This is a genomic window from Pseudoflavonifractor phocaeensis, assembly GCF_021531375.1.
GTDB classification, from domain to species: Bacteria; Bacillota; Clostridia; order Oscillospirales; family Oscillospiraceae; genus Lawsonibacter; species Lawsonibacter phocaeensis_B.
This window is the reverse complement of the sequence record NZ_JADYTU010000021.1, coordinates 1-25,929: the sequence shown is the minus strand read 5'-3', so window position 1 is coordinate 25,929 and position 25,929 is coordinate 1. Positions and strand designations below refer to the sequence as shown.

The 25,929-nt window shown below is 62.2% G+C and carries 24 protein-coding genes; 4 read left to right on the top strand and 20 right to left on the bottom strand.

Annotation, left to right across the window (positions count from 1 at the left end; all coding sequences use genetic code 11):
- Positions 1–107: 107 nt before the first annotated feature.
- From I6E39_RS07955 to I6E39_RS07915, 9 genes are all read right to left on the bottom strand, one after another.
- On the bottom strand, positions 108–1,058 hold the full coding sequence (locus tag I6E39_RS07955; RefSeq protein WP_235381076.1) for a M20/M25/M40 family metallo-hydrolase: 951 nt from the start codon (positions 1,056–1,058) through the stop codon (positions 108–110).
- Positions 1,055–2,056: a diacylglycerol/lipid kinase family protein gene (locus I6E39_RS07950; RefSeq protein WP_235381075.1), complete on the bottom strand. Its 1,002-nt coding sequence runs from the start codon at positions 2,054–2,056 to the stop codon at positions 1,055–1,057. Before I6E39_RS07950 ends, I6E39_RS07955 begins: the two co-directional genes overlap by 4 nt.
- A 96-nt stretch (positions 2,057–2,152) precedes the next feature.
- The gene (locus I6E39_RS07945) at positions 2,153–3,268 is read right to left on the bottom strand and encodes a THUMP domain-containing class I SAM-dependent RNA methyltransferase (RefSeq protein WP_235381074.1); all 1,116 of its coding nucleotides are present in this window, start codon (positions 3,266–3,268) and stop codon (positions 2,153–2,155) included.
- Positions 3,269–3,512: 244 nt separating this feature from the next.
- Positions 3,513–4,331: a glutamate racemase gene (murI, locus tag I6E39_RS07940; RefSeq protein ID WP_235381073.1), complete on the bottom strand. Its 819-nt coding sequence runs from the start codon at positions 4,329–4,331 to the stop codon at positions 3,513–3,515.
- 138 nt (positions 4,332–4,469) lie between these two features.
- Entirely contained in the window at positions 4,470–5,297 is an 828-nt protein-coding gene (locus I6E39_RS07935; RefSeq protein ID WP_235381072.1) for a two-component system regulatory protein YycI, read from the bottom strand.
- Positions 5,298–5,301: 4 nt separating this feature from the next.
- A complete protein-coding gene (locus tag I6E39_RS07930; protein WP_235381071.1) occupies positions 5,302–6,612 on the bottom strand; it encodes a hypothetical protein in 1,311 nt (436 codons plus the stop codon).
- A complete protein-coding gene (locus I6E39_RS07925) occupies positions 6,605–8,368 on the bottom strand; it encodes an ATP-binding protein (protein WP_338127124.1) in 1,764 nt (587 codons plus the stop codon). The genes I6E39_RS07930 and I6E39_RS07925 overlap by 8 nt, the downstream gene beginning before the upstream one ends.
- A 77-nt stretch (positions 8,369–8,445) precedes the next feature.
- Entirely contained in the window at positions 8,446–9,156 is a 711-nt protein-coding gene (locus I6E39_RS07920; protein WP_235381070.1) for a response regulator, read from the bottom strand.
- Positions 9,157–9,191: 35 nt separating this feature from the next.
- On the bottom strand, positions 9,192–9,734 hold the full coding sequence (locus tag I6E39_RS07915; protein ID WP_235381069.1) for an NUDIX domain-containing protein: 543 nt from the start codon (positions 9,732–9,734) through the stop codon (positions 9,192–9,194).
- 192 nt (positions 9,735–9,926) lie between these two features.
- Between I6E39_RS07915 and I6E39_RS07910 the strand changes: the two genes are divergently transcribed.
- Positions 9,927–10,406: a GNAT family N-acetyltransferase gene (locus I6E39_RS07910; RefSeq protein ID WP_235381068.1), complete on the top strand. Its 480-nt coding sequence runs from the start codon at positions 9,927–9,929 to the stop codon at positions 10,404–10,406.
- 60 nt (positions 10,407–10,466) lie between these two features.
- Here I6E39_RS07910 and I6E39_RS07905 read toward each other — a convergent pair whose 3' ends face one another.
- The 6 genes from I6E39_RS07905 to I6E39_RS07880 all read right to left on the bottom strand — a co-directional run bounded on the left by I6E39_RS07905 (position 10,467) and on the right by I6E39_RS07880 (position 18,101).
- The gene (locus I6E39_RS07905) at positions 10,467–11,180 is read right to left on the bottom strand and encodes an ABC transporter ATP-binding protein (protein WP_235381067.1); all 714 of its coding nucleotides are present in this window, start codon (positions 11,178–11,180) and stop codon (positions 10,467–10,469) included.
- Complete coding sequence (locus tag I6E39_RS07900; RefSeq protein ID WP_235381066.1) at positions 11,173–12,015, bottom strand: ABC transporter ATP-binding protein; 843 nt, start codon at positions 12,013–12,015, stop codon at positions 11,173–11,175. Before I6E39_RS07900 ends, I6E39_RS07905 begins: the two co-directional genes overlap by 8 nt.
- Positions 12,012–13,124, bottom strand: a complete 1,113-nt coding sequence (locus I6E39_RS07895) for a branched-chain amino acid ABC transporter permease (RefSeq protein ID WP_235381065.1) — start codon at positions 13,122–13,124, stop codon at positions 12,012–12,014. The genes I6E39_RS07900 and I6E39_RS07895 overlap by 4 nt, the downstream gene beginning before the upstream one ends.
- Before the next feature lie 12 nt (positions 13,125–13,136).
- Positions 13,137–14,015, bottom strand: coding sequence for a branched-chain amino acid ABC transporter permease (locus I6E39_RS07890; RefSeq protein WP_235381064.1), 879 nt, complete (start codon positions 14,013–14,015; stop codon positions 13,137–13,139).
- A gap of 146 nt (positions 14,016–14,161) precedes the next feature.
- Positions 14,162–15,370 carry an ABC transporter substrate-binding protein gene (locus tag I6E39_RS07885; RefSeq protein WP_235381063.1) on the bottom strand — a complete coding sequence of 403 codons (1,209 nt, stop codon included), beginning with the start codon at positions 15,368–15,370 and terminating at the stop codon, positions 14,162–14,164.
- Positions 15,371–16,028: 658 nt separating this feature from the next.
- Positions 16,029–18,101: an elongation factor G gene (locus I6E39_RS07880; protein WP_235381062.1), complete on the bottom strand. Its 2,073-nt coding sequence runs from the start codon at positions 18,099–18,101 to the stop codon at positions 16,029–16,031.
- Between the two features lie 409 nt (positions 18,102–18,510).
- Here I6E39_RS07880 and I6E39_RS07875 point away from each other — a divergent pair, with 409 nt between their 5' ends.
- Both I6E39_RS07875 and I6E39_RS07870 read left to right on the top strand, forming a co-directional pair.
- Positions 18,511–19,863: an ArsB/NhaD family transporter gene (locus I6E39_RS07875; RefSeq protein WP_235381061.1), complete on the top strand. Its 1,353-nt coding sequence runs from the start codon at positions 18,511–18,513 to the stop codon at positions 19,861–19,863.
- 28 nt (positions 19,864–19,891) lie between these two features.
- Positions 19,892–20,506: a cytidylate kinase-like family protein gene (locus I6E39_RS07870; protein ID WP_235381060.1), complete on the top strand. Its 615-nt coding sequence runs from the start codon at positions 19,892–19,894 to the stop codon at positions 20,504–20,506.
- A gap of 86 nt (positions 20,507–20,592) precedes the next feature.
- On the opposite strand, the gene I6E39_RS07865 is transcribed toward I6E39_RS07870, so the two are convergent.
- The 3 genes from I6E39_RS07865 to dusB all read right to left on the bottom strand — a co-directional run bounded on the left by I6E39_RS07865 (position 20,593) and on the right by dusB (position 23,008).
- Positions 20,593–21,390, bottom strand: a complete 798-nt coding sequence (locus I6E39_RS07865; protein ID WP_235381059.1) for an anti-sigma factor family protein — start codon at positions 21,388–21,390, stop codon at positions 20,593–20,595.
- Between the two features lie 14 nt (positions 21,391–21,404).
- Positions 21,405–22,007 carry an RNA polymerase sigma factor gene (locus I6E39_RS07860; protein ID WP_235381058.1) on the bottom strand — a complete coding sequence of 201 codons (603 nt, stop codon included), beginning with the start codon at positions 22,005–22,007 and terminating at the stop codon, positions 21,405–21,407.
- 80 nt (positions 22,008–22,087) lie between these two features.
- Positions 22,088–23,008, bottom strand: a complete 921-nt coding sequence (dusB, locus tag I6E39_RS07855; RefSeq protein WP_235381086.1) for a tRNA dihydrouridine synthase DusB — start codon at positions 23,006–23,008, stop codon at positions 22,088–22,090.
- A 274-nt stretch (positions 23,009–23,282) separates the two neighbouring features.
- Here dusB and I6E39_RS07850 point away from each other — a divergent pair, with 274 nt between their 5' ends.
- The gene (locus I6E39_RS07850) at positions 23,283–24,482 is read left to right on the top strand and encodes an ATP-binding protein (protein ID WP_235381057.1); all 1,200 of its coding nucleotides are present in this window, start codon (positions 23,283–23,285) and stop codon (positions 24,480–24,482) included.
- 118 nt (positions 24,483–24,600) lie between these two features.
- On the opposite strand, the gene I6E39_RS07845 is transcribed toward I6E39_RS07850, so the two are convergent.
- Both I6E39_RS07845 and I6E39_RS07840 read right to left on the bottom strand, forming a co-directional pair.
- Positions 24,601–25,668 carry a branched-chain amino acid aminotransferase gene (locus I6E39_RS07845; RefSeq protein ID WP_235381056.1) on the bottom strand — a complete coding sequence of 356 codons (1,068 nt, stop codon included), beginning with the start codon at positions 25,666–25,668 and terminating at the stop codon, positions 24,601–24,603.
- Between the two features lie 14 nt (positions 25,669–25,682).
- Positions 25,683–25,929 (bottom strand): hypothetical protein (locus tag I6E39_RS07840; RefSeq protein ID WP_235381055.1); only part of this gene is annotated, 247 nt, incomplete at its 5' end.

The window sequence follows — 25,929 nt, the reverse complement described above, 5'->3', positions numbered from 1 at the left end:
TTTTGTTCGAGTGCCAAATACAAGTATGATAATAACCGCTTTGCGCAAAAAAATCAACCCCTAATTTTAAAAATTTGGGGTTGATTTTTTTAGGTTTTACATTTCGTTCACAAATCGTTCTCTGGAGTGCTAATTTCTCCTCCCAGGAGCCGCAGCGCCTCCAGGACACAGCGGCCCGTGGTCCAAGCCGTCTCGTAGTCGATGGTCTCTGCCGTATCCTCCGGTTTGTGATACTCAGAAGGCAGGACCGGAAACCCGTCCTCAAGCCGCCGCCAGCACACGTTGGCCGCGTCGATCCCCCACTGGTGGAAGGTGACATGGTCGCTCTCCCCGCCGTGAACCACCGGCACCGGCCCGCCCAGAATCTTCTGGCCGGCTTCCGAGACCGCCTGGGACACCCGGTTTTCCGCAGGGGAGAAAATATCTCCCTCCCGGTACTGTCCGTCCTCCCAGCCACCCAGCGTACAGCACACCAGCTCCCCCTCGCCCCGGGTGGCCGCGCTGATGTCCATGTTGAACACCGCCAGATGGCGCTCCCGCTCCTCCGGGCTCAGGCTCTCCAGATAGGCCCGGGAGCCGTAGTAGCCGTTTTCCTCCGATCCCAGAAAGATCAGCCGGATCTCCGCCGCCTGCTCCGGCTGCTCCTGCCCCAGGCAGCGGGCCAGCTCCAGCAGGACGGCCACCGCCGCTCCGTTGTCCCGGGCGCCGGGGGAGCCCTCCACATTGTCATAGTGAGCTGTCACGCACAGCACCGGGTCCCCGCCCCGGTTGCACAGGGCGGTGAGGTTTTCGCTGGTCTTTCCCTTCAGTCCGGAAAAGGATTGGCGCAGCAGCGTGCCATCCTGGCAAGAAAAGCCCGCCTGCTCCAATTGTTCCTCCAGCCAGTCGCAGGTCTGGCGCTCCCCCTCTGTCCCGGTGACCCGGTCGGGGAAGGTCTGGCACAAATAGGTGGTGTCCGAACGAATCCGCGTCCGGTCCAGTTCCTCTTGCTGCCCTCCGCACCCGGCCAGCAGCCCCAGCATCAGGACCGCCGACAGCAGGAAACATCCCCTTCTCATCTCACACACGCCTCCCGTTCCGGCGCCCGGCCCGTCCGCGGCGCGTAAACCGCTCCCTCCGGGTAAAAGAAGTTCACCTTCTTCTCTGACAGGCGGATAGTGAATGCCCGGTCCCGCATGACCTCTCCGTCCACCACGGCGATCATCTCCTCCCGGGAGGAACAGTCCAAACGGGTCCCGTGGCAGTCCCAGATCAGCTCCGGGTAGTCCCGGTACAACCCCTGGGCGTACTTGCCCACCAGCCGGCCGAACGTGAACAGGCTGACCTTGGGGATCAGCAGCATATCCAGCACTCCGTCGTCGGGCACTGCCTCCGGCACCGGCATAAAGCCGCCTCCGTAATGGCGTCCGTTGCAGACGCAGACGATGGTTGTGTCCCCGGACCATTCCCGCTCCCCCATATGTACGGACATGGGGTGGGAAATCCCCTTGAACAGCACGTTTTCCACTAACGCCAGACAGTAGGCCCCCATGCCGGAAACAAACGGCCAGTCCTTATAGCGGTGGACATCGGCGGCAATGCGGGCGTCCACTCCGGTACACACCACGTCGATCCCCAATTTTCCGTTGCAGTCGATGAGATCAAAGGGGGTCTGGGGGCCCACAGCCAACTTTTCAAGGTCATAAAACAACGTCCGGTAATCAGGGCCGAACACCTTTAAAAAATCATTCCCAGTCCCTTTTGGGACGCAGGTGATCGCCGCCTGCCCGTGCCCCGCCGCCCCATTGACCACCTCGTTCAGCGTCCCGTCTCCTCCGCAGGCGTAGATCCGGACCGGTCCTCCCTCCCGAACCGCCTGCTCGGCGATGTTCTGGGCGTGGCCCTCCCCCGTGGTATAGACCACCTCATGGTCAAAACTCAGCCGCTCCAGCAGCTGTTCCAGCTTGGCGGTACTCTCCCGTTTGCCCGCCGCAGGGTTGATGATGAACAAATGGCGCATGTCGTCCTCACAAACTCCATTCCGCTCCGCCCGCCTTACAGCGAACATCCGCTCCATTTCGTTGCCCGTCCTCTCCCAAACGAGCCTGCTCCGCTGGGTTTTTTTCTGGTTGGCGGCTTCGCCGCTCCTCCACACACACTATCCCGCAATCTGTTACAGGTACATGAACAGATCGCACTTCAGCATTCCGTTATACAGTTTGCGCTTCTTGTCCGCTTTTTTTCCAAAGGTGCGCTCAAATTCCGTATGGGAGGACAGCAGATACAGCTTCCATCCCTCGGGGAACTTGTTCCAGGCTTTCCCGAAAGCCCGGTACAGCTCCTCCGCCTCCCGTCGCTCCATAATGCGCTCGCCGTAGGGCGGATTGGTGACCACCCGGCCCCGGATGCCGCCCCAGTGGAACCGGGTAGCGTCCGCCGTTTCAAAGCTCACCAGGTCCTCCACCTCCGCCAAGGCGGCGTTATGCCGGGCCAGCTCCACGGCGGCGGGGTCGATGTCCCCGCCCCAGATCTCATAGTCTCCGTCGAATTCCTTGTCCATGGCCTCATCCGCCGCGGACATCCACAGTTTGTTGTCCAGCCACGTCCACTTTTGGGCGGAAAAATGCCGGTTCAAGCCCGGAACCCGGTTTTTGGCGATGAGGGCGGCCTCGATGGGGATGGTGCCCGACCCGCAAAAGGGATCGCACAGAGGGTCCCGTCCCCGGTACCGGGACAGCAGCACCATGGCCGCCGCCAGGGTCTCCCGCAGGGGAGCGTCCACCCCCTGGGCCCGGTAGCCCCGCTTGTGGAGCCCCGCCCCGCTGGTGTCCAGCATCAGGGTGACGGCGTCCTTCATGATGGAGAACTGGATCTGGTACAGCCCTCCCGTCTCCGGCAGGGTGTTCAGCCCGTATTTGGCCCCCAGCCGGGCGGCCACCGCCTTTTTAATGATGGACTGGCAGGCGGGGACGGAGTGAAGGACGGAGTTCAGGCTGTGGCCCTTCACCGGGAACTGGCCGTTCTTGGGGATGAAGCGCTCCCAGGGCAGGGCCCGGGTCCCCTCAAACAGCGCGTCAAAGTCCTCCGCCGGGAAGGTCCCCAGCACCAGCAGCACCCGTTCCCCGGTCCGCAGATTCAAATTCAGCCGGGGCAGGTCCGCCGCCGTCCCGCCGCACAGCACCCGGCCGTTCTCCGCCCGGACATCCAGCAGATCCAGCCGCCGCATCTCGTCGGCACACAGTCCCTCCAGCCCGAACAGGGTGGGGACCGCAAAGGTAAGCTCGCCCACAGACAACACCTCGTCTTTCTTTCCGTTTCAGTATACAGGATTTATAGTGGAATGGCAAACGCTTTGTCGAAAAGTTCCCGTTCTCTTTTTATGGTTTCCCGCTTTCCGCCGGCGGCGCGCCCGGCCTCCAATTTTTTTGCCATTTTAGCCTCCAAAGCCCCCTGTCGCAGCGCAATACGCCGGAAAACAAGGACACAGGCCCCCCGGCACAGCCGGGAGGCCTGTTGTGACAGCTCGAGCTTCCTTACAGCTCCATGGGCGGGTAGAACTCCACCGACTCCACCCGCTCCAATCCCACCTGGCGGGCCCGGAGGGCATACTCCTCCACGCTGCCGGTGGTGCGGATGTTCAGAGTGCCCGCTTTTCCCGTTTCCCGCTTCAGTCCACGCTCTTCCAAACAGCGGGCCAGCTCCCGGGCCATCTCCTCCGCCGGGTCGACCAGGAGCAGGCCGGGATAGAGCTTTCGGATGCTGTCCTCCACCAGAGGGTAGTGGGTGCAGCCCAGAACGCAGCACTGGATTTTGTCCTCCAGCACCATATGGTCCAGTTCCTGGCGCAGGTCGTCCTCCACCTCCGCCATGCCGTCGGGATTGCCCAGATTGTGTTCCACTAGCCGGGCCAGATCGGGGCAGCCGCAGCTGAGGACCACCATTTTTCTGGGGCTTTGGGCCAGGATGCGCCGGGGATAACACCGGGCATTGTGGGTAAAGACAGTGGAGATGACCCCCACCTTTTCCACATCCAGTCCGGCCACCGCGTCCGCCCCCGCCTGGACCGCGTTGAAGGTGGGACAGGACACCGCGTCCTGACAGCGGTCGATGACGCAGGAGATGGTGTTGCAGGCCACCAGCAGGGCCTTGACCCCCTGGGACTCCATGTATTCAAACATATACCGGGCCATGGCGATGATAGTCCCCTCAGAGTGGTTCCCGTAGGGGATATGGGCCCCGTCCCCGAAGTAGATCAGATCCTCTTCGGGCAGCAGCTTCTGGACCTGCCGGACCACGCTGAATCCGCCGATACCGGAGTCCAGGACCCCGATGGGGCTGTTCTTGTCAAACACAGGGCGTCACCCTCCTTCTTGCGGCTGACCGCATTGATTCCCGGCTATCTTACCACACATCGCCTGCCAGGTAAAGACGAAATCAGCTGGGAACGGCGCAGCCCGCGCCATCCCCAGCCAATGCACATTCACCCCTCGTCAGGCGACCCGGCTCAAGACCCCGTCCACCAGATCCAGCTGGTACGAGCCGGTATCGGTGTCGATCCGCCATACGGGAGTCAGGGTCATGGGCCCGGTCAGGGAGCTGCCGGCTACATAGCCCTGGGTGACGCCGTCTACCCGGCTGCACACGTCGCCCAGGCTGTTCAGTCCGTTGAAAAACTCCACCAGCGCGGTGGACACGCTGACCGTATTCCGGCTCTGGTCCCGGACCGGCTCGCCCACCAGACGGCGCCCGGCAGTCATTCCGGTGACGCAGCCGTCCTCCGTCTCCAGCGTCACCTGCTGGGTAAACAGGGGATAGCCCTCCCAGCTCTGGCGGAAGAGCAATCGGTTCCCTCCCGCATCTGTTTCTACGCTCAAAAGCTCCCCTTCAAAGTCCAGCTTGGAAAGCAGCGCCAGGCAGTCCCGCTCCCACCGGTCTCCCATCGGGAACAGTCCCGGGACAAATTGGGCGGAGAAGGAGCCGTCGCTGTGGAATTGGATGGAACCGGCATCGTTGAAATAGCGGTAAACGCCGGCTCCCCGGTCCTGGACCTTGACCCCTTCCCCCAGCAGCCGGGCGACCAGCCTCCCCTCCTGCTCCGTATTCCGCTCCACGATCTGGGACATCAGGCTCATTTTCTCGGGGATCTGCCGCTCGTCCACCGCCACGCCCTTACCCTCCAGAAACAGGATGGCTTCCGCCCGGGCCTGCCGGCGCTGGGCCTGGTCCTGCCACTCCTGCCGGACCACGAAGACCAGCAGGCACAGGTTGGTCAGCACCAGGATCAGGAGGACGATGTTTTTCAGCTTTGGCGTTTCCATCTCCTCACCTCTTCTCCGAAGCGCTGGCGGCGGCCCAGGAGGCCGTTACCATCTCGCCGCCGGTGTCCTGATACACCAGGAGCAGCTCCTCGCCCTCCAGCCCCATGGCGTTCATGGCGGCGGCGACCTGCCGGATGGGCAGCACCACCGACGGCTCCCCGCTGTCTGTATAACTGCGGAAGCAGAGCTCAAATTGGTCGATCCGTCCGCCCCGCACCAGGAACCGGGCCGCGCAGTCCTGCTCCAGCCGCACCACCGACCCATTCAGGCAGTAGCCGAACCGGACCTCCAGCCCCGCCCCGGTCTCCCGGGCGGACATCAGATACAGGCGCGCCTGACCGCTTCGGGCCCCCAGGGTAGCGGCCGCCAGCTGGCGGCAGGCCTCCACCGACTCAAACAGGCTGGGCTCGTCCAACCGGGCGGGAATCTGAAAGTGGTCGCTGTCCTCCCCCGCCTGGTACTCCGCCACCCCCCGCTCAGACAGGCGGATGCTGTCGTTCCCGCTGCGGGCTACCTGCTCGTCGCCGGAGGAATAGAAGCTGCTGGCGTCCACGGAAAAGCCCAAATCCCCCATCAGCGCCTCCAGAGCGGCCCGCCCTCCGGCCATGGGGTTGTCCGCCCTGTAGACCGCGGGACGCAGATCCGCCGTCATCACCAGGGTATCCCGGTCCAGATCCCGGGTCAGCTCCGATTCAAAGGCATAGCGGGCCCCGGTGTCCTCCAGACCGGACAGTGCCTCCACCAAATGGGCCTCGTTGGCTACCTCCGACAGGCGGCGGTAGTAGACTCCGTCCTCCTCGTCCCGGTAGCAGAGCGCCACCTTTTCCTGCCAAACCGTGAGGGTCAGCCGCCGGACCACGCCGTCGATGGAGCTCTCCTCCCCGGACAGCCATCCCGCCAGCACGGACAAAGGCATCTCACCCTGGAAGTCAAAAGACACCCCTGGCGCGGTGAGCAGGGCCTTTTCCCACTGGGACCGGGTGATCCGCTCCGCCTCGCCGGCGCTGGACAGCACCTCCACCAGCAGTCCGGCCACCCGCTGGAACAGGGCGTCTGACGCGTCGGCGTCGTATTGGACGCCGTACCGGATATCCTCCGCGCTCCCCTCCAGATTCGCTGTAATCCGCAGGGGGCGGGCCGCGTCAGCCCGGGCGCCGCTCTGGGTCTGGACCAGATTGATCTGGTGGTCCTCCGTTCCCCGGGCCTGGAACAGCTGGCTCCGGGTCAGCAGCCACAGGGCGGAGCAGATCAGCAGGACGATGAGCACGTCCTTGCCCAATTCCACGGCCCGGACTCTTCTCTTTCGCTTATCCATGGCCCGGTCCCTCAATGTTCAGTTCCAGACGCACCGCCAAGCCGGGTCCCTGTTTGTCCTGAAGGGCCAGCAAACCCTGGTGGCGGTCCACGATCTCCTTGGCGATAGACAGGCCCAGGCCGGTGCCGCCGGACTGGCGGGAACGGGCCTTGTCCACCCGGTAGAACCGCTCGAAAATCCGGGGGCGGTCCTCCTCGGGGATGCCGATGCCGTCGTCGTCCACCACCATCCACACCCGCTCCTCCCGGCGGCCGGCCCGGATGGCGATATGGCCCCCGTCGGGGGTGTATTTGATGGAATTGGATACGATATTCATCATGACCTGGACCACCCGCTCCCGGTCGGCCACGATGTCGGGCAGACCCTCCTCCATCTCCAGGGTCAGGGTGTGGCTGTGGCGCTGGGCCTCCATATAGACCGCGTTGTACAGGTCCCGGACCACGTCGGAGAAGGAAAAGCGGGTCAGCTTCAGGTCATCCCGCCCGGAGTCAAAGCGGGACAGGGTCAGCAGGTCCTGGACGATATGGGTCATCCGGTCGCTCTCGTTGAGAATGACCCCCAGGAATTTCTGTTCCATGGCGGGAGGGATGTCTCCCGCGCTCTCGCTGAGGGTCTCGGCATAGGATCGGATATTGGTCAGGGGGGTACGCAGCTCGTGGGACACGTTGGCCACGAATTCCCGCTGCATCTCCTGATTCTTCCGCTGTTCGGTGACGTCATGGATGACCACCAGGGCGCCGCCCCCCTCCCGGCCGCGGTCGAAGGGGGCCAGCAGCAGCTGGAGGAAGCTGTCCCGCACCCGGCGCTCCCCCTCCAGATGGTCGGGAGCGGCCAGCACCTGATCCAGCGCAGCTACATCTCCGAAGAGGCTCTCGTAGGTGGTGTCCGGCCCGATGGAACAGTGGAGCATCTGGGCGGCAGCGGGGTTGGAGTGGATCACCTGCCCCTTCCGGGAGAAGGCCACCACGCCGTCGGTCATGTGGAGGAACAGGGTGTCCAGCTTGTTTCGCTCGTTCTCCACCTGGCGCAGGGTGTCCTGAAGCTGGCCCGCCATGTCGTTGAAGGTGTCGGTGAGCACGCCGATCTCGTCCCGGGAGGCCACCTCGATCTTCCGGGAGAAATCCCCCTCGGCCACCCGCATGGCCCCCTCTGTCAGCCGCTGGATGGGGGTGACCATGGTTTTGGACAGCAGGAAGGACAGCAGGATGGAGATGACCAGCCCGAAGATCAGCGCCTCCATGATCAGCAGGAACATCTGCTCCGTCAGGTTGTTGGCCGTGGTCTTGTTGTCCAGGATATAGATGATATAGGAGTCGTCGCCCCGGTCAATGGGAATGGCAACGTCCATATAATCCACCGCCAGATTGCTCCTGTCCCCCACCTCCCGGGTGCTCAGAGTGTGGCTCAGGTTGGGTGTGTACTCCAGATTCCCCGTCTCTCCGTCGGGGCGGACCAGACACACGCCGTTTCCGTCCAGGATATACAGCTTGCGGTTGCGGCCGTCCACGCCCAGCTCGCCGGCGTAGGCCTGAAGGACATCGGACATCATCTCCGCCCCGCTCTTCTCCTCTTCCTCTCCCTCGGTGGTCAGGTCGTGGAGCAGGCTCCGGTCCTGAAACACCTCGGCCACCTGGGTATAGAAGTCCTCCAGATAAAAGGCAGAGACCGAGTTGATCAGAAAGGCGCCCACCACCGCCATCAGAGACAGGATGAGCAGGACCATGATCATGACCAGCTTCATGTGTACGCTTCGCACAGACTCACCACCTGTTCAGAGTTAGGAATCAGGAGTAAAAAGGGCGCTGAAAAATGGAAAAACAGAGGCAGTCCCGGTTAACCTCCGAATAAGTACCCCATGCCCCGTTTGGTGACAATGAACTTGGGGGCGGCCGGGTCGTCCTCGATCTTTTCCCGCAGCCGCCGGACGGCCACGTCCACCGCCCGCACGTCGCCCACATAGCCCTCGTAGTTCCAGACGTGCTCCATCAGTGCCTCCCGGGAGAACACCTTGCCCGGCTGGGATGCCAAAAAGCAGATCAGGTCGTACTCCCGCTGGGTCAGGTCCAGGGGACGGCCGTCCTTGAAGATGGTGGCCTTCTCCCGGTCGATGGTCACCCGGCCCAGCCGGACCAGGTCCTTGGCCGGCAGCTCCGCCGGGGCGGCCGGAGCCGGCATCATGGAGACCCGGCGGATATTGGCCTTCACCCGGGCCAGCAGTTCCCGCATGGAGAAGGGCTTTGTGATGTAGTCGTCAGCTCCCAGCTCCAGCCCCAGCACCTTGTCCGTCTCCTCCTCACGGGCGGTGAGCATGATGATGGGGATGGATGAGCCCGCCTCCCGTACTTTCCGGCACACGTCAAAGCCGTTCATCCCGGGCAGCATCAGATCCAGCAGGATCAGGTCCGGGTTGCTCTCCAGCGCCAGTTGAAGTCCGGTGGGACCGTCGTAGGCCTCCAGGGTGTCATAGCCCTCCCGGCTCAGATTAAAGGACAGGATGTCCACGATATTCTGCTCGTCTTCCACGATCAGGATGGTCTTTCCCACGAGACCGCCTCCTTCTCTATCTCTTGATCCGCGCCTTACAGGCCCAAAAGCACCTTGACCTTCAGGGTGGTGGCCACCGTCTTGGCGTCGGTGATGGTTCCGTCCATCACCTGCTCCACCAGCTGGTCGAAGGGCATGGTGACCACATTCAAAAACTCATCCTCGTCCAGGTGCTGCTCCTTCTGGGTCAGGCCCCGGGCCAGATACATGTGCAGGGCCTCGTCGCAGAAACCGGGGGAGGCCAGCGTGTAGCCCAGATAGGTCCACTCCGACGCCTCCAGTCCGGTCTCCTCGCTCAGCTCCCGCTTGGCCCCCAGAAGCCGGTCCTCCTCCGCGCCGTGGTCCAGTTTGCCGGCGGGCAGCTCCAGCAGCTCCCGACGGATGGGGTAGCGGAACTGACGCACCAGCGCCACATTGTTCTCCTCGTCCAGAGCCAGAACCGCCACGCCGCCGGGATGATACACCACTTCCCGGGCAGCCAGCGTGCCGTTGGGCAGCTCCGCCTGGTCCAGGGTCAGCCGGACGATCTTGCCTTCAAAAATGGTCTTGCTCTCCACCATGCGTTCTGTCAGATCCACTTGGTTCACTCCTTATTATCGCCGGGCGTCTCCCCGTGCTCAGTTATAGTTCAGTATAGCACAAGGCGCCGATTCGGTAAAGCGGCAAGGCTCCCCGCGGTAAAATTTCCTTTTTTACTGTACGAACCGGGGGAAAAAGAGTATAATGCTGCTCACAGACAAAAATCATGTTTGCAAGGGAGTGTGGACCCTATGATCCGGAACGCGCGGCCGTCTGACTGGGACGATCTGATGGACATTTACGCCAGGGCCCGCCGCTTTATGAAGCAGGCCGGAAACCCGACCCAGTGGGGCGACTCCTCCCCCCGGGAGCAGCAGATCCGGGACGACATTCGCCTGGGCCACAGTTACGTGTACGTTCTGGAGGGAAGGGTCCAGGCCGTCTTCGCCATGATCCCCGGGGAGGACCCCACCTACCGGGTGATCCAGGGTGCCTGGCTTAATGACCTGCCCTACTGCGCCGTTCACCGGGTAGCCAGCCGGGGCGAGGTAAAGGGCGTGGCCACCCAGGTGCTGGAGTGGTGTATGGACCGGTGCGGCAACATCCGCATTGACACCCACGATGACAACCTGCCCATGCAGCATGTGCTGGAGAAAAATGGATTTGTCCGGTGCGGCCGTATCTGGAGCGAAGACGGCTCTCCCCGGATCGCCTATCAAAAATGCCGGTGACCCCGGACCAAAAGCCAAATAAAAACCACCGGCACGATATCTGTGCCGGTGGTTTTGTCTTTATTTCCTGCGTTTGCCCAGATAGGCCTCTTTGACCTTCTCATCGGCAAGCAGCTCCGCGCCGGTGCCCGACATGGTGATGTTGCCCGTCTCCAGCACATAGGCCAGGTCCGCGATCTTCAGCGCCATGTTGGCGTTCTGCTCGATGAGCAGCACGGTCACGCCCTGGCGGTTGATCTCCCGGATGATGGAGAAGATGTCCTGCACCACCAGGGGGGCCAGACCCAGGGAGGGCTCATCCAGCAGCAGCAGCTTGGGGCGGCTCATCAGGGCCCGGCCCACTGCCAGCATCTGCTGCTCGCCGCCGGACAGGGTGCCAGCCAGCTGCCACTCCCGCTCCTTCAGCCGGGGGAACAGGTCGTAGACCCACTGCAGGTCCTTGGCGACGCCCTCCTTGTCCTTGCGGAGGTAGGCACCGATCTTCAAATTTTCCAGCACCGTCATGTCCGGAAACACCCGGCGGCCCTCGGGACTCATGGCGATGCCGGAGGTCACGATCTTGTCAATGGATTTGCCCAGCAGTTCCTCGCCGTTCCACTGGATGGAGCCGGAGGCGGCCTTCACCAGGCCGGTGATGGTCCGCAGGGTGGTGGACTTGCCCGCGCCGTTGGCGCCGATCAGGGTGACGATCTTGCCGTCGGGCACCTCCAGAGAGATCCCCCGAAGGGCCTGGATACCTCCGTACGCCACATGGAGATTTTCGATCTTAAGCATCTTCCGCCACCCCCAGGTACGCGTCGATGACGCGCTGATTGTTCTGGATCTCCTCCGGCGTGCCGTCGGCGATCAGCTTGCCGAAATCCAGCACATAGATCCGGTCGGAGATGTCCATGACCAGGTCCATGTGGTGCTCGATGAGGAACACCGTCAGCTTGAATTTGTCCCGGATCTCCCCGATGAAGGCCGTCAGTTCATCGGTCTCCTGGGGGTTCATGCCCGCCGCCGGCTCGTCCAGCAGCAGCAGCTTGGGCTCGGTGGCCAGCGCCCGGGCGATCTCCAGACGGCGCTGCTTGCCATAGGGCAGGGAGGTGGCCAGCTCGTCCTTCACGTCGTACAGGCCCACAGTCTTCAGCAGCTCCTCCACATGGGCCCGCTGCGCCGCCTCCTCCTTCCGGTTCAGCCGCAGGGCGGCGGAGAGGAAGTTGGTGTGGGTGCGGCAGTGCTTGGCGATGAGCACGTTGTCGAACACCGTCTGGGACTTCCACAGGCGGATGTTCTGGAAGGTACGGGCCATGCCCATCTGGGTGATCTTATCCGGAGTGGGGGCCAGGACATGGGTGTACGTTCCGTCGTTCTGGCCCTTATAGAGTTTTTTCATCTTGCCCTGGGGATGATTTTCAACGATCTTCTCCCCCTGGAACCATACCGCGCCGTTGGTGGGCTGGTACACGCCGGTGATCACGTTGAAGGCGGTGGTCTTGCCGGCGCCGTTGGGGCCGATCAGGGCCACGATCTCCCCCTCGTTGACCTCCAGATTCATATTGTCCACAGCCACCACGCCGCCAAACTGCATGGTGACGTTTTCCACTTTCAATACATTGGCGCTCATTTGCCGACCACCTCCTTGTTCCGTGCCTTGGGACGGCGGCCCAGAAGATCGGGCAGCTCCTTGTCACCCATGAGGCCCTTGCGGAAGAACAGCACGATGCACATGATGATGACGGACAGCACCACCATGCGGAAGCCGTTCTTAAACACGGCAGGGGCGTTGATAAACAGGAATTTGCCGGAGTCCAGGCCACGCAGCAGCCACTCGGCGCTGAAAATATACAGATAGCTGGCCAGAATGGAGCCGGTGATGGAGCCGATGCCGCCGATGACCACGATGAGCAGGATCTCATAGGTCATGGCGCTCTTGAAGGGCGCGGCGGCGATGGTGCCGTTGTACATGGCCAGCATGCCCCCGCCGATCCCGGCGAAGAAGGAGCTGATGATGAAGGCCATCCGCTTGTGCTTGGCCAGGTTGATGCCCATGGCCTCAGCCGCCACCTCGTCGTCCCGGATGGCCTTGAAGGCCCGGCCGTAGGTGGAGTTGATGAGCAGCACGATAAAGGCGATCATCAACCCCGCCAGGATGATATAGGACGTGGCGTGTTCAAAATCGGGATAGCTCTTGAGCAGGTTGGAGCCATTGGTAATGGGGCCCAGGGCGTTCCACTGGAAGAAGGCCCGCAGGATCTCCGCGAAGCCCAGGGTGGCAATGGCCAGATAGTCGCTTTTCAGCCGCAGCACCGGCAGGCCGATGAGCCAGGCCATCAGCGCCGCCAGCAGGCCGCCCACCAACAGGGCCAGCAGCATACCCACCGTGGTGCCCACCGTCTTGCCCAGGAAGCTCTCAAAGATCTCCGGCAGGGAGAACTGGATGGCGCCGCCGTCAAAGTACTGGTACACGCTGATCCGCTTGGCCACGGGGATGGTAAGTACGCCGTAGGCATAGGCGCCCAGGAGCATGAAGCCCGCCTGACCCAGAGAAAACAGGCCGGTAAAGCCGTTGAGCAGGTTCATGGACACAGCCACCAGGGCATAGACTGTGCCCTTCTTAATGACCTTGATCACGATGTGGTAGCTGGGCAGAGCCGCATCCACGGCAATGGCCGCCGCCAGGACCAGGATCAGAACCGCCGCCAGGAAGACCGTTTTCTTCTTGCTTGTCGTCATATCGTTCCCTCCTTACACCTTGTCGGTGACCTTTTCACCGAACAGGCCGGTGGGCTTTACGCACAGGACCACGATCAGCAGCGCAAAGGTAAACGCGTCGGAGAAGGTGGTGTAGCCGACGCCCTTGATGAGCTCCTCGCACAGTCCGATGATGAACGCGCCCACCACCGCGCCGGGGATGGAGCCGATACCGCCGAACACCGCGGCTACGAAGGCCTTCAGACCCGGCATACCGCCGGAGGTGATGGCCACGGAGGGGTAGTTGGTGAAATACAGCATAGCGCCCACCGCCGCCAGGAAGGAACCGATGACGAAGGTCATGGAGATGACGGCGTTGATCTTGATGCCCATGAGCTGGGCGGTTTCAAAGTCCTTGGCCGCCGCCCGCATGGCCATGCCGATCTTGGTGTGGTTGATGAGGTACACCAGGGCAATCACCAGCACGATGGTCAGCGCGGGAGTAACCAGAGTGACCCGCTTGGTGGAGGCCCCCAGGATCTCCACGTTTTCCGAGATCCAGGGGATGGGATTGGTGACCGGCTGGGGCACGCCGCCGGTGACATAGAAGGCCAGGTTCTGGATCAGATAGCTGACGCCGATGGCGGAGATCATGACGCTCATCCGGGGGGCGGTACGCAGGGGCTTGTAGGCCGCCCGCTCGATCACGAAGCCAAGCGCCACCGTGACCACCAGCACCAGAGGGACGGCCGCGTATATGGGCATGGCGGTGGTGGCGTAGACCATCACCAGACCGGCCACCATGAACACATCGCCGTGGGCAAAGTTGATCAGGCGCAGGATACCGTAGACCAGAGTATACCCGATGGCGATCAGCGCGTACTGGCCGCCCACAGAGATACCGTTGATGATGTAAGGCAGTATCTGTTGCATGGGAAAACCTCCTGAAGGTATTTTTCAGTCTCATGGGCCGTCTGGAAAAAGCAGGTCTGCCTGCTCTTTCAAGGCGACCCATCGAAAGCAGGGAAAGATTGGCGGAGCATTCGCTCCGCCAAACTTGTTTCCCGTTAGGATGGCGATCAGCCGACGGTCTGGACCTTCACAAAGTCCCAGGCACCGGCTTCGGTGTTGGCGGTCTTGATAAAGGCGGAATCCCGCTTGGCGTCGCCGATCTCGTCGAACTCGATCAAGCCGGACACGCCCTCGTAGGAGACGCCGGGCAGAGCCTCCAGCACAGCGGCGGGATCGGTGCTGCCGGCGGCCTTGATGGCCTCCAGAGCGGTGAAGTAGGCGTCATAGCCCATGGCGGTGACGGCGGAGATCATATCATTGCCGCCGTTGTTGGTCTTGGCGTCGGCGTTGGCGTTGATCCACTCCTTGATGCCGGAGTCGAACTCCGCGTTGCCGCCCTCCTGGTAGAAGGTGGTCACATAGACGTTCACGTCGCGGCCCTTGGCGCTCTCGATGACCATGTTGTCGTCCCAGGTGTCGGAGCCGAGCAGAGCGCCCTCAAAGCCCTGGGCGTCGGCGGCCTCCACGATCAGCTGGGCATAGTTGATGGAGACGGGGGCAAAGATAACGCCGGCGTTGGCGGCCTTGGCGTTGTTGATGTAGGAGACGAAGTTGGCGCTGCCCTCGGGGAAGTCCTCGGACTTGACGGTGCCGCCCAGAGCAGTGAACGCCTCGCTGAAGTAGTGGACCAGACCCTGGTCATAGTCGCTGCCCAGCATGGCCAGAGTATAAGCGGTGGTCACGCCCAGCTCATTATAGGCATAGTTGGCCAGAACGGTGCCCTGGAAGGGGTCCAGGAAGCAGATGCGGTGATAGACGCTGCAGTCCGCGGTGACCTGGGGGTTGGTGCAGGTGACGCCGATGGCGGGGACGCCGGCCTCTTCAAACACCTTGCCGCCGGCCATGGACACGCCGGAGCCGTAGGAGCCCAGCACGATGGACGCGCCCCGGTTTACCAGCTCGGAGGCGGCGGAGGGGCCATTCTCGGGAGTCGTGCGGTTATCCACGATCTCCAGCTGGACCTGATAGGTTTCGCCGCCGATCTCCACGGTGGGCTGGACGGTGTTGGCATACTGCATGCCCAGGATCTCCTTCTTGCCGCCGGCGCCGTTGTCGCCGGTCTGGGGCTCATACACGCCGATCTTGACGACCTTGTCGCCGGACGCGGCGCCGCTGGCGGCGCTGCCGGCGGAGCTGCCGCCGCTGCTGGAACCGCCGCAGGCGACCAGGCTCAGAGCCATACTCACAGCCAAGGCCAAAGACAGAAACTTTTTCATACTATTCCTCCTATTTCATTGGGGCTCGCTGCCCCGCGGATAAAGAAATCTTACGGGATTTTTCCTCACTTTGCAAGTCAAATAATTCACAGAAAGATTCCGCTTTTTTGCAATTTCCCGCCATTTTCTTCTTCAATTTTTCTTAAAGTGTCCGCATTTCACGGACATTGTAAATTTTTGTCCGTTTTTCTGCATCCAAATGTCCTTGTATTGTGGACACCATTTTTGGTGATTTTGCCCTTATTTATTTTGAGCCGCCCGCTCTTTTATCGTATCAAATGGCAAAATATCGTCAAAAGTATCTTGTTCCGCCCGGCGCACTCTCCCCGCCGTTCCCCTTTTGTATGCAAAACATGTCCGTCTCCGAATGGAGGCCAGCGCCGCCAAAGATCTGCAATGAGCGGCATAGCCTTGGCGGCGGCAATCGCCTTCTCCTTCATCAGAGCAAAGTCCGCTTTATCTCGGAACGCCCTGCCGGGCATTCCCCGCCCGCTCCCTTGCTCCTCCTCTCCGGCCCATGACCACTTCGTTGGGTCACGGGCCGGTCGGCCGCCTTCGGCGGCTATATTCGCTCTCTCTCGCCCCTCTGAACCCTCGTTTACGAGGACTGCCCCGCAAAAAAATCCCGCCCCCTGTGGGGCGGGATTTTTTGATTGGCTTATTCCTCAGCCATAGCCTTGGCGGCGGCAATCGCCTTCTCCTGGGCCATGGGGGGGCAGTCCTCGTAGCGGACGAAGTGGAAGGTGTAGGAACCGCGGGACTGGGTCATGGCCCGCAGGTCGATGGCGTAGGAGGTCATCTCGGCCATGGGGACCTCGGCCTCGATCACCTGCTCACCGTCGCCGGTGGGATTCATGCCCATGACGCGGCCGCGGCGCTTGTTCAGATCGCCGATGACGTCGCCCATGTAGCTGTCGGGCACGGTGACCTGCAGCTCGCCCACAGGCTCCAGCAGGACGGGGTTGGCCTCGGGCATGGCGGCCTTATAGGCCAGCTGAGCAGCGGTCTTGAAGGCAATTTCGGAGGAGTCAACGGGGTGGTAGGAGCCATCGTACAGCACGGCCTTCAGGTTGACCACGGGGTAGCCGGCCAGAGGACCGTGGACGCAGGCCTCGCGCAGGCCCTTTTCCACGGCGGGGAAGAAGTTCTTGGGCACGGAGCCGCCGAAAACTTCCTCGGCGAAGACCATCTCTTCCTCCTCCAGGTTGGGCTCAAAGCGGATCCACACGTCGCCGAACTGGCCGGAACCGCCGGTCTGCTTCTTATGACGGCCCTGCTTCTGGACGGTCTTGCGGATCTTCTCACGGTAAGGCACACGGGGGGCCTTCAGCTCGGTCTCCACATTGAAGCGGCTCTTCAGTTTGGACACCAGCACGTCCACCTGGATATCGCCGGCGGCGTACAGGACCATCTGGTGGGTCTCGGCGTTATTGACCACGTTGAAGGAGGGATCCTCCTCGTTCAGACGGTACAGGCCCTGGGCCACCTTGTCTTCCTGGCCGCGGGTCTTGGGGGAGATGGCCACGGCGTAGCAGGGCTCGGCGAAGGGGATCTGCTTCAGGGAGACCACCTTACGGGCGTCGCACAGGGTGTCGCCGGTCTTGACCTTTTCCATCTTGCCGATGGCGCCGATGTCGCCGCAGCCCAGCTCTTCCACTTCCTCCGCCTTCTTGCCGCGCATCACATACAGGCGGCCCAGCTTCTCATTCTCGCCGGTGCGGGCGTTGACCATGGTCATGTTGGGGGTGATGGCGCCGGACAGGACCTTGACGAAGGAGTACTTGCCGTACTGGTCAGAGACGGTCTTGAAGACGAAGGCGGTGGGCACGCCGCCGGGAGAGACCACGAACTCCTCGGTCTCGCCGTCCTGACGGGTGGCCTTGTGGTAGTTGCCCTCCATGGGGGTGGGCAGCAGCTCCATGATGTAGTCCATCAGCATCAGAGAGCCCATGGTGTTGACGGCGGAGCCGCACAGCACGGGGAACATGGACAGCTCCCGGACGCCCTGGCGCAGGCCCTGGATCATCTCGGCATAGGTGAAGTCCTCGCCGGAGAAGAACTTGTCCATGAACTCCTCGCTGGTCTCGGCCACGGACTCCTTCAGAGCGTCGTACAGCTCCAGCAGGACGCCCTGCTTGTTCTCGGGTACCTCGATCTCCACCCGCTTGCCGTTCTTCATCTCATAAGCGCGCTTGTTCAGCACGTCGATGATGCCGATGACCTTCTTGTCCTCGTCCCAGATGGGAACGACCACAGGGGCGATCTTGTTGCCGTACTTGGCACGCAGCGCGTCGAAGGTGGCGTTGTAGTCGGAGTTGTCCTCGTCAGTCTTGGAGATATAGATGAAACGGGGCATGTTCCGCTCCTCACAGAACTTCCACGCTTTCTCCAGACCCACGGAGATGCCGTCCTTGGCGGAGCAGACGATGATGGCGGCGTCGGCGGCCCGCAGGGCCTCCATCACTTCGCCGGAGAAGTCGAAGCCGCCCGGGGTGTCCAGCACGTTGATCTTACAGCCCTTATACTCCAGGGGGGCCACGGACAGGGAGATGGAAATCTGGCGCTTGACCTCCTCGGGGTCATAGTCGCAGACGGTGTTGCCGTCCACAGCCTTGCCCATGCGGTCGATGGCGCCGGTCATATACAGCAGACTCTCCGCCAGGGCGGTCTTTCCGCTCCCACCATGTCCCAGCAGGCAGACGTTGCGGATGTTTTGTACAGAATATCTCATGTCTTGTTTCCACTCCTTATGTTTCGCATATTGCTCCGTCAGAGGACCGGAGGAGCCGATCCAAAAAGACGTTACACGCTATTGGTTATTATACATTAAAAACCCCCGTCTGACAACTGTTTTTTTGTCGGAGCGGCAAGACGGGCTCCAGCCGCTTCTTCGATTTCTCCCCATCTTTTCGTGAAAAGTGACGAAAGTCCTGGAAAGGCCTTAAAAACGCTCCGGAAAGTCCGCGGACCGGTTCCTTCCGTCCCCCGCTCCCCCACCGCCTGCGTTTGACGGAATCTTAATACAGCGGAGCTTTTGCCTTCTTGTTTCTTTATTCGGGACGGTCATATGATAGGGAAGAAACAAATGTACGGGGTCCGGGACGGGACGGTCCCGCACAAAAAGGAGCGCGTATCATATCATGCTGATTGCCCAAGTTTCCGCTGTGGCGATTTTTCTGACCATGTTTTTTCTGATCGTAACAGAAAAGGTAGAACGGCACATCGCCACCCTGGGGTGCGGTTTTCTGACCCTGACGGTGGTATTCGGCCTGTGCATGCGCAGCGGCCGGGCCGTATTGGAGGCGCTGAGCCTGTACAGCATCTTCCAACCGAACTTTTGGTACCAGATGGGGGCCGCCACCACCTCTACCGGCATCAACTGGGAGACCATCACCTTTATCGCCGGCATGATGATCATGGTGGAGGGCATGGCGGAGAGCGGATTTTTCCGGTGGCTGTGCATGGAGATCGCCAAGCTGGTCCATTACAGGCCCATCCCCATCTTTCTCACCTTCATGGTCATGTCGGCGGTGCTGTCCATGTTCATCGACAGTATCACGGTCATCCTGTTTCTGGCCGCCGTCACGGTGGAGCTGGCCCGGCTGCTGGAGCTGGACCCGGTGCCCATGATCCTCTCTGAGATCTTCTGCGCCAACCTGGGAGGCTCGGCCACCATGTGCGGCGACCCGCCCAACATCATCATCGGCACCTCCCTGGGGTACTCCTTCGGCGATTTTATTGCCAACACCGGCCTTATGTCCGCTATCTCCCTGGGGATCATCGTGATCTATTTCTACTTCTGTTTTCGGAAAGATCTGCGCAGCTCGGACCGGACCGGGCAGTCCCGAAGCTGTCCCGATCCCAAGGAGGCCATCACCGACCGCCGTTCCTTCCTGGTCAGCTGCCTCATCTTCGGCTGCGCCGTCGCGCTGCTTATCACCCATGCCCAGACCCGGCTCACCGTGTCCTGTATCGGCACGGTTATCGCCCTGGCCACGCTGATTGCCGCGGGGCCGCGGGCCAAGGGCATCCTGATGCGGCTGGACTATAAGACCCTGCTGTTCTTTATGGGCCTGTTCGTGGTGGTCAGCGGTCTGGAGCAGACCGGCGTACTGGAGCTGCTGGCCGCTCTCATCGGCCGGGCCAGCGGCGGCAACGCCATGCTGATCGCCGCCATCATCATCTGGGGCTCCGCCGCAGCCAGCGCCTTTATCGACAACATCCCCTTCTCTGCCACCATGATCCCCGTCATCAAAAGCCTGGCCGCCGTCCAGGGGGCGGACCTGCACACCATGGCCTGGGCCCTGTCCATGGGCACCGATATCGGCGGCAACGCCACCCCCATCGGCGCCTCGGCCAACGTAGTGGGCACCTCCATCGCCGCCAAAAGCGGCCACGCCATCAGCTGGGGCCGGTATTGCAGGGTCATGGCTCCGGCCACCGTCATCGTCATTTTCATCTCCATGCTGGTCATATTTGTCCGCTACTTCTGATTTTACTGCTCATAAGGAGGGACCACTCATGTCTGAACCGCTGATCGTTGCCCTGGGGCGGGAATTCGGAAGCGGCGGCCACGAGATCGCTCGGTCGCTGGCAAAACGCTTCTCCCTGCCTCTCTACGAAAAAAACATGCTGGAAGCCATCGCCCAGACTCGGGAACTGGATGTGGAACATCTGGCCCGGTACGATGAACAGCCTAAAAACCGGCTTATGTACCGCACGGTGAAAGGATTCAGCAATGCCCCGGGGGACGCGCTCGCCCAGATGCAGTTTCAATACCTGCGTGAGCAGGCCGACGCCGGCAGATCGTTTGTGGTCGTGGGCCGCTGCGCCGAGGAGGTCCTACGGGACCGTCCCGGTCTGGTGTCCATCTTTGTGCTGGCCGACCGGGACTTCAAGCTGACCCGGACCATGGAGCGGGGAGCCGAGACTACCGGCGAAGCTCTGGCCATCATGACCCGGGAGGACCGGAGGCGCAGGCTCTATCACGACCAGTTCTGCAAGGGCAAATGGGGGGACGCCCGGAACTATGACCTCACCGTCAACAGCGCCCGGCTGGGCATTGAAGGGACCGCAAACATTTTGGCACAATATATTCACGCCCGTACAAGCCAAGGGGAAGCCGACAAGCCTTAATCCCAAATAACAAATCGCCCAAAATCATAGATTTTGGGCGATTTTTATATCTCATAATCAATTCTTCGGCGAGCTCCGCAGCAGGACTACGGTTCTTCCGTCAGGACGACGGCACATAAGCCGTCAGATTTCTGCCCGGCGGCCACGGATGAGGTAATGCCCTCCTGCTCCTGAAGCAGTGCCAGCAGCCCCTCCATCTGCTCCCATGTGACCAGATAACAGGTCCGGCCCTCCCCATCGGGCAAAGCCTCCGTCTCCGGCCCCAGTATTTCCTCCGATCCTTCCGGTAACTGCGTCAAAGTGAGCACGGCGTCCACCGCCTGGCCGGCCACCTCATACTGGGCAGGGCTGCCGGTGCTCCGGAGCTGAAGCTCCGGAACGGCGTCGCTCTGGGCCGCCCCCGCATCCGGAGAATCTTCCTCCGTCATAAGGCCCTCCACGGAAGCTACCGCGATCCCCGGCTGCATCAGTTCTTCTGTGCCCTCACCGGCAGCGCTGTCCGGGGCCACATTATATTCCACATATTCCACAGCGTCTCCGGCTCGGCGCGGGATCCCCGCTTGGTACAGGCCGACACACAGTACCAGACAAGCGGCCAGCCCGGCCAAAGCCCGAACCTGGGGCCGTCGGAACAGGGGGACCACTTTGGGTCCGGCAGACTCTTGCGCCCGAATCCGTTCCATCACCCCCTGGGCAAAGCCCTCAGGGGCGGGTATCTCTTCCACCTGGGGAAAAGCGGTATGAATCGCAGCAAGCTGCGATTCCAGTGCCCGGCAAGCCGGGCAGCAGGCCAGATGGGCCTCCAGCTCCCGCTCCTCCTCCCCGGTCAGCTCCCCGTCCAGCCGGGCGGAGATCAGGTCCGTATATCGTTCACAGCGATCCATGCCGCTTCACCTCCTTAATGTTCGTTCGATGGGTTAGACGGCGGACCGCCAAAAAAGTTCCCGTCCTCCAACAAGATTTTCCGCAAGGCCAGCCGGGCCCGGGCGATCCGGGATTTCACCGTTCCGATGTCCAGTTCCAGCGCCTGTCCGATCTCCTGATAGCTCAGCCCGGACAGCTCCCGCAGCGCCAGCACCTGACGGTGGTGGTCGGGCAGAGCCTCCAGCCCCCGGGCCACTGCCCGGCTCCGCTCCGCCCGCTCCAGCTGCCGCTGGGGGTCCTGGTCCCAGTCCGCCGGCTCCGTCCAGCCCGACTCCTCGTCGTCCAGGGAGAGGACAGGCTCCACCTCCCGGCGGCGCTTCTGCTTTCGCAGATAGTCGATGCACACGTTGGAAGCCAGCCGGTATACCCAGGTGGAGAAGCTGCTGTCCCCCTGGAAGGCGGGCAGGCCCTGCCAGGCCTTGAGAAAGGCCTCCTGGGCCAAGTCGGCGGCTTCCTCCCGGTCGTTCACCATCCGGAGGGCCAGGGTGTACACCCGATTCTGATTGTTCAGCACCAGCTGTTCAAAGGCATCCTGGTCCCCGGCCCTTGCCCGGTCCACCAGTTCCCGCTCCGTCACAGCTTCCCACCCCCTTGTTCCGTGTGGATATACTCTCTCCGTGCCGCGCATTTCAACGCTTCACGCTCAATGCTTCCTTCTCAACACAAGTCCCGCTTGATCCCCTCAGTGACCTTATACACGTCGGCCAAGGTGGTGATCTTCACGATCTGTTCCTTATAATACCCCGCGTGGGGAACTCCCTTCAAATACCATGCGTAGTGCCGCCGCGCCTCCAGGCAGGCGATCTTCTCCCCCTTGTTGGCCGCCGACAGCTCGAACTGGCGCACGGCGGTGTCGCACCGCTCTGCCAGGGGAGGCATGTCCGGGATGGGCCGGCCCTCCAGGGCCGCCTTGCACTGGGCAAAAAGCCAGGGGTTCCCGAATACTCCCCGTCCGATCATGGCCATGTCCGCCCCGGTGTATTTCAGGATGCGTGGGGCGTCGGTGGGCTTGAACACGTCGCCGTTGGCAATGACCGGGATCTTCACCGCCTTTTTTACCTCCCGGATCCAATCCCAGTTGGCGGTACCCGCGTACATCTGGTTCCGGGTCCGGCCGTGGACGGCCACGGCGGCCACCCCGGCCTCCTCCATGGCTTTGGCAAACTCCACGCAGTTGATGGACCCCTTGTCCCAGCCCAGGCGGAACTTCACCGTCACGGGGCAGCCCGCCCCCCGGATCACCGCCTCGGCCACCTTGACCGCCAGGTCCGGATTCCGCATCAGCCCGGAGCCGTCCCCGGAGTTTGCCACCTTGGGCACCGGACAGCCCATATTGATGTCAATGAAGTCGGCTCCGGACACCTCATGGGCGATGCCCGCCGCCTGCTCCATACAGGCCGGGTCGCTGCCGAAGATCTGGGCGGCGGCGGGGTGTTCCCCCTCTCCCAGCTGCAGCAGGGGGATGGATTTTTTATCCTGATAGCACAGGGCCTTGGCGCTGACCATTTCCGTGCAGGTCAGACCCGCCCCCTGCTCCCGGCAGATGGTGCGGAAGGCCACGTCGGTTACCCCTGCCATGGGGCCCAGGGCCAGGGGCGTTTCAATTGTAATACCTGCGATGGATACCATATTTCCTCCATGGCAGCTTGCGCCGCTGTTTTCCGTCCAAACTGATGTCACGGCGGAGGCAAACCCCGAGGTGATTCCTGCCCTTTCGGGCAATCCACCTTCCGCCCCCGCCCTGCAAATTTCAAGATATTGTACCATACCCATCACGGGTTGACAAGGGCGGCTCCAGACATTAAAATTGGGAGAAACCCACACATACAGACAGATACAGGAGAGAACCGCCATGGAATTGAACGCGCTGCGGGCCGCCTTTCGGGGCCTGTCCGCTTATCGGAACCTGACCGCCCAGCCGGTCCTGCTTCAAATGGGCCGCCTTCTGGACGCGCTGGCCCAGGGCCGGGGCGAGGAGGCCCTGGACGCCTACACCGCCGTCTTCTATCATCTGCGGGAGGAGGGCTTTTCCGGTCTGGGAGACTGGCTGTGGGACCGGCTGCGGTACACCGAGACTCCCTACGCCCTGCTGGCCCAGCGGGGCGGCTCCGATCCCGCCCTGGAAAATGGGGCCCGCCGGGATGTGGACACCTTCGTTCTGCTGGCCGAGACCGACTGTGACCGCTGCGTCGACGCCATGAAAGAGCTGCTGCCCAACGAGTATGCTCCGGTGCTGGCCGCTCTGCCCAGGTGGCGGGCCGCCGCGCCCTTCGACTTCGAAGCTCTCACCCAGTTCTACCGGGAACATGGCGCGGGGCTGTACGCCCGGTACCAGGCTTTCCTGTGGGAGGAGGGCCAGCTGGTTCCGGTGCCCGACCCCGACTGCCCCCGGCCCGAGGACCTGTTGGGCTACGAGCTCCAGCGGGACCAGGTGGAAGCCAACACCCGCCAGCTGATGGCGGGCCATCCGGCCAACAACGTCCTGCTCTTCGGCGACGGAGGCACCGGCAAATCGGCCACGGTGAAGTCCATGCTCTATCTGCCCGGCATGGAGGACCTGCGCCTCATCGAGATTCAGAAGGAGAACCTCACCGGCCTGCCCCAGCTCATGCGCTCTCTGGGCGGACGGCGGCAGAAATTCATTCTGTTCATCGACGATCTGGCCTTTGACCAGGACGACAAGACCTATTCCTCCCTGAAGACCATTCTGGAGGGCAGTCTGGAGCGGCGGCCCGCCAACGTGGCCATCTACGCCACCTCCAACCGCCGCCATCTGGTGCGCCAGAACTTCAGCGACCGGGGCAGCGACGAGGTGGATGCCGCCGAGACCATCTCGGAAAAGACCGCCCTGGCCGAGCGCTTCGGGCTTCGCATCCCCTATCTGACCATGAACAAGGCCGGCTATCTGGCCTTGGTGGACCATCTGGCCGGCCAGGCTGGGATCACCATGGACCGGGAGGTCCTCCACGCCCAGGCCATGACCTGGGAGATCCGCCACTCCGGCCGCACCCCCCGGGTGGCCCGGCAGTTCATCGCCAGTCTGCTCCAGTGACATCCCGATCCACAAACCAAGCGGCCCGGCTTTCGCCGGGCCGCTTGCCTGTTACCGCTGAAGAAAAAAATCCGCCGGAATAATCCGGCGGATTTTTTATCTAAATTCAAACGATGCCTCAGCAGATCTTGGTGATCCAGTTGTGGGGATCGGCCACGCGGCCCCACTGGATTCCGGTCAGCTCGTCGTACAGCCGCTGGGTGACAGGGCCGATCTCATTGTTGTTGATGGTGACCTTCTTGTCGCCCTCGGCCAGCTCGCCGATGGGGGAGACGACGGCGGCGGTGCCAGTGCCCCAAGCCTCCTCCAGCGTGCCATTCTCGGCGGCGTCAAACAGCTCCTGGGCGGAGATGCGGCGCTCCTCCACCTCATAGCCCCAGTCCTTCAGCAGCTGGATGCAGGAGCGGCGGGTAATGCCGGGCAGCACGGAGCCGTTCAGGTCGGGAGTCAGGACCTTGCCGGCCACCTTGAACATAACGTTCATGGCGCCGACCTCCTCGATGTACTTGCGGTGGACGCCGTCCAGCCACAGCACCTGGGTGTAGCCCTTCTTCTCCGCCCGGTTGCCGGCGCGGAGGGAAGCGGCGTAGTTGCCGCCGGTCTTGGCCATGCCGGTGCCGCCCTTGACGGCGCGGACGTCCTCGTCCTCGATGTAGATCTTGACGGGGTTCAGGCCCTCGGGATAGTAAGCGCCCACGGGGCAGACGATGACGATGAACTGGACATGGTGGGAGGAGTGAACGCCCAGAGCCGGGTCCAGACCGATCATGAAGGGACGGATGTACAGGGAGGTGTCCTTCTCATGGGGCACCCAGTCCTGCTCCAGCTTCACCAGCTCGGTGATGCCGGCCAGCGCCAGCTCGGCGGGGATCTGGGGCATGCACAGACGGTCGGCGGAGTCATTCATCCGCTGGATGTTGTCCATGACCCGGAACAGCTGGATGGAGCCGTCGGCGGTGCGGTAGGCCTTCAGGCCCTCGAAGATCTCCTCGGCGTAGTGGAGCACCTTGGCGGCGGGGTCGATCTGCAGGGGGCCGTAGGGGACGATGCGGGGATCGTGCCAGCCCTGGCCCTCATCATAGTCCACAAGGAACATGTGGTCGGTCATCGCTTTGCCAAATACCAGGGTGGAGGATTCGGGCTTCTCCTTCAGAGTGGCGGCACGGGTAATTTTGATTTCTTCCATGTTTGGATTGCCTCCTATATTCCTTCGTTCTGGCTTACATTCCACACAATACAAATAACAGCGGCGTGGGAGCGCGGCGCCCGGAGCGCCCGCTTCTCTCTCTCTTTCCTCTTGATGCGGATGGGAGGGCCGTGCGGAATACGGCCTTGTTTGCTTATTATAGCAGTCTTTTTTTTCAGGCGCAACGGTTCATTCCCCGCTTCCGGGAATTTTTCTCTCCCATCCCGCCTCCCCGCCCGGGCAAAGCCCGCCCCTTTCCTC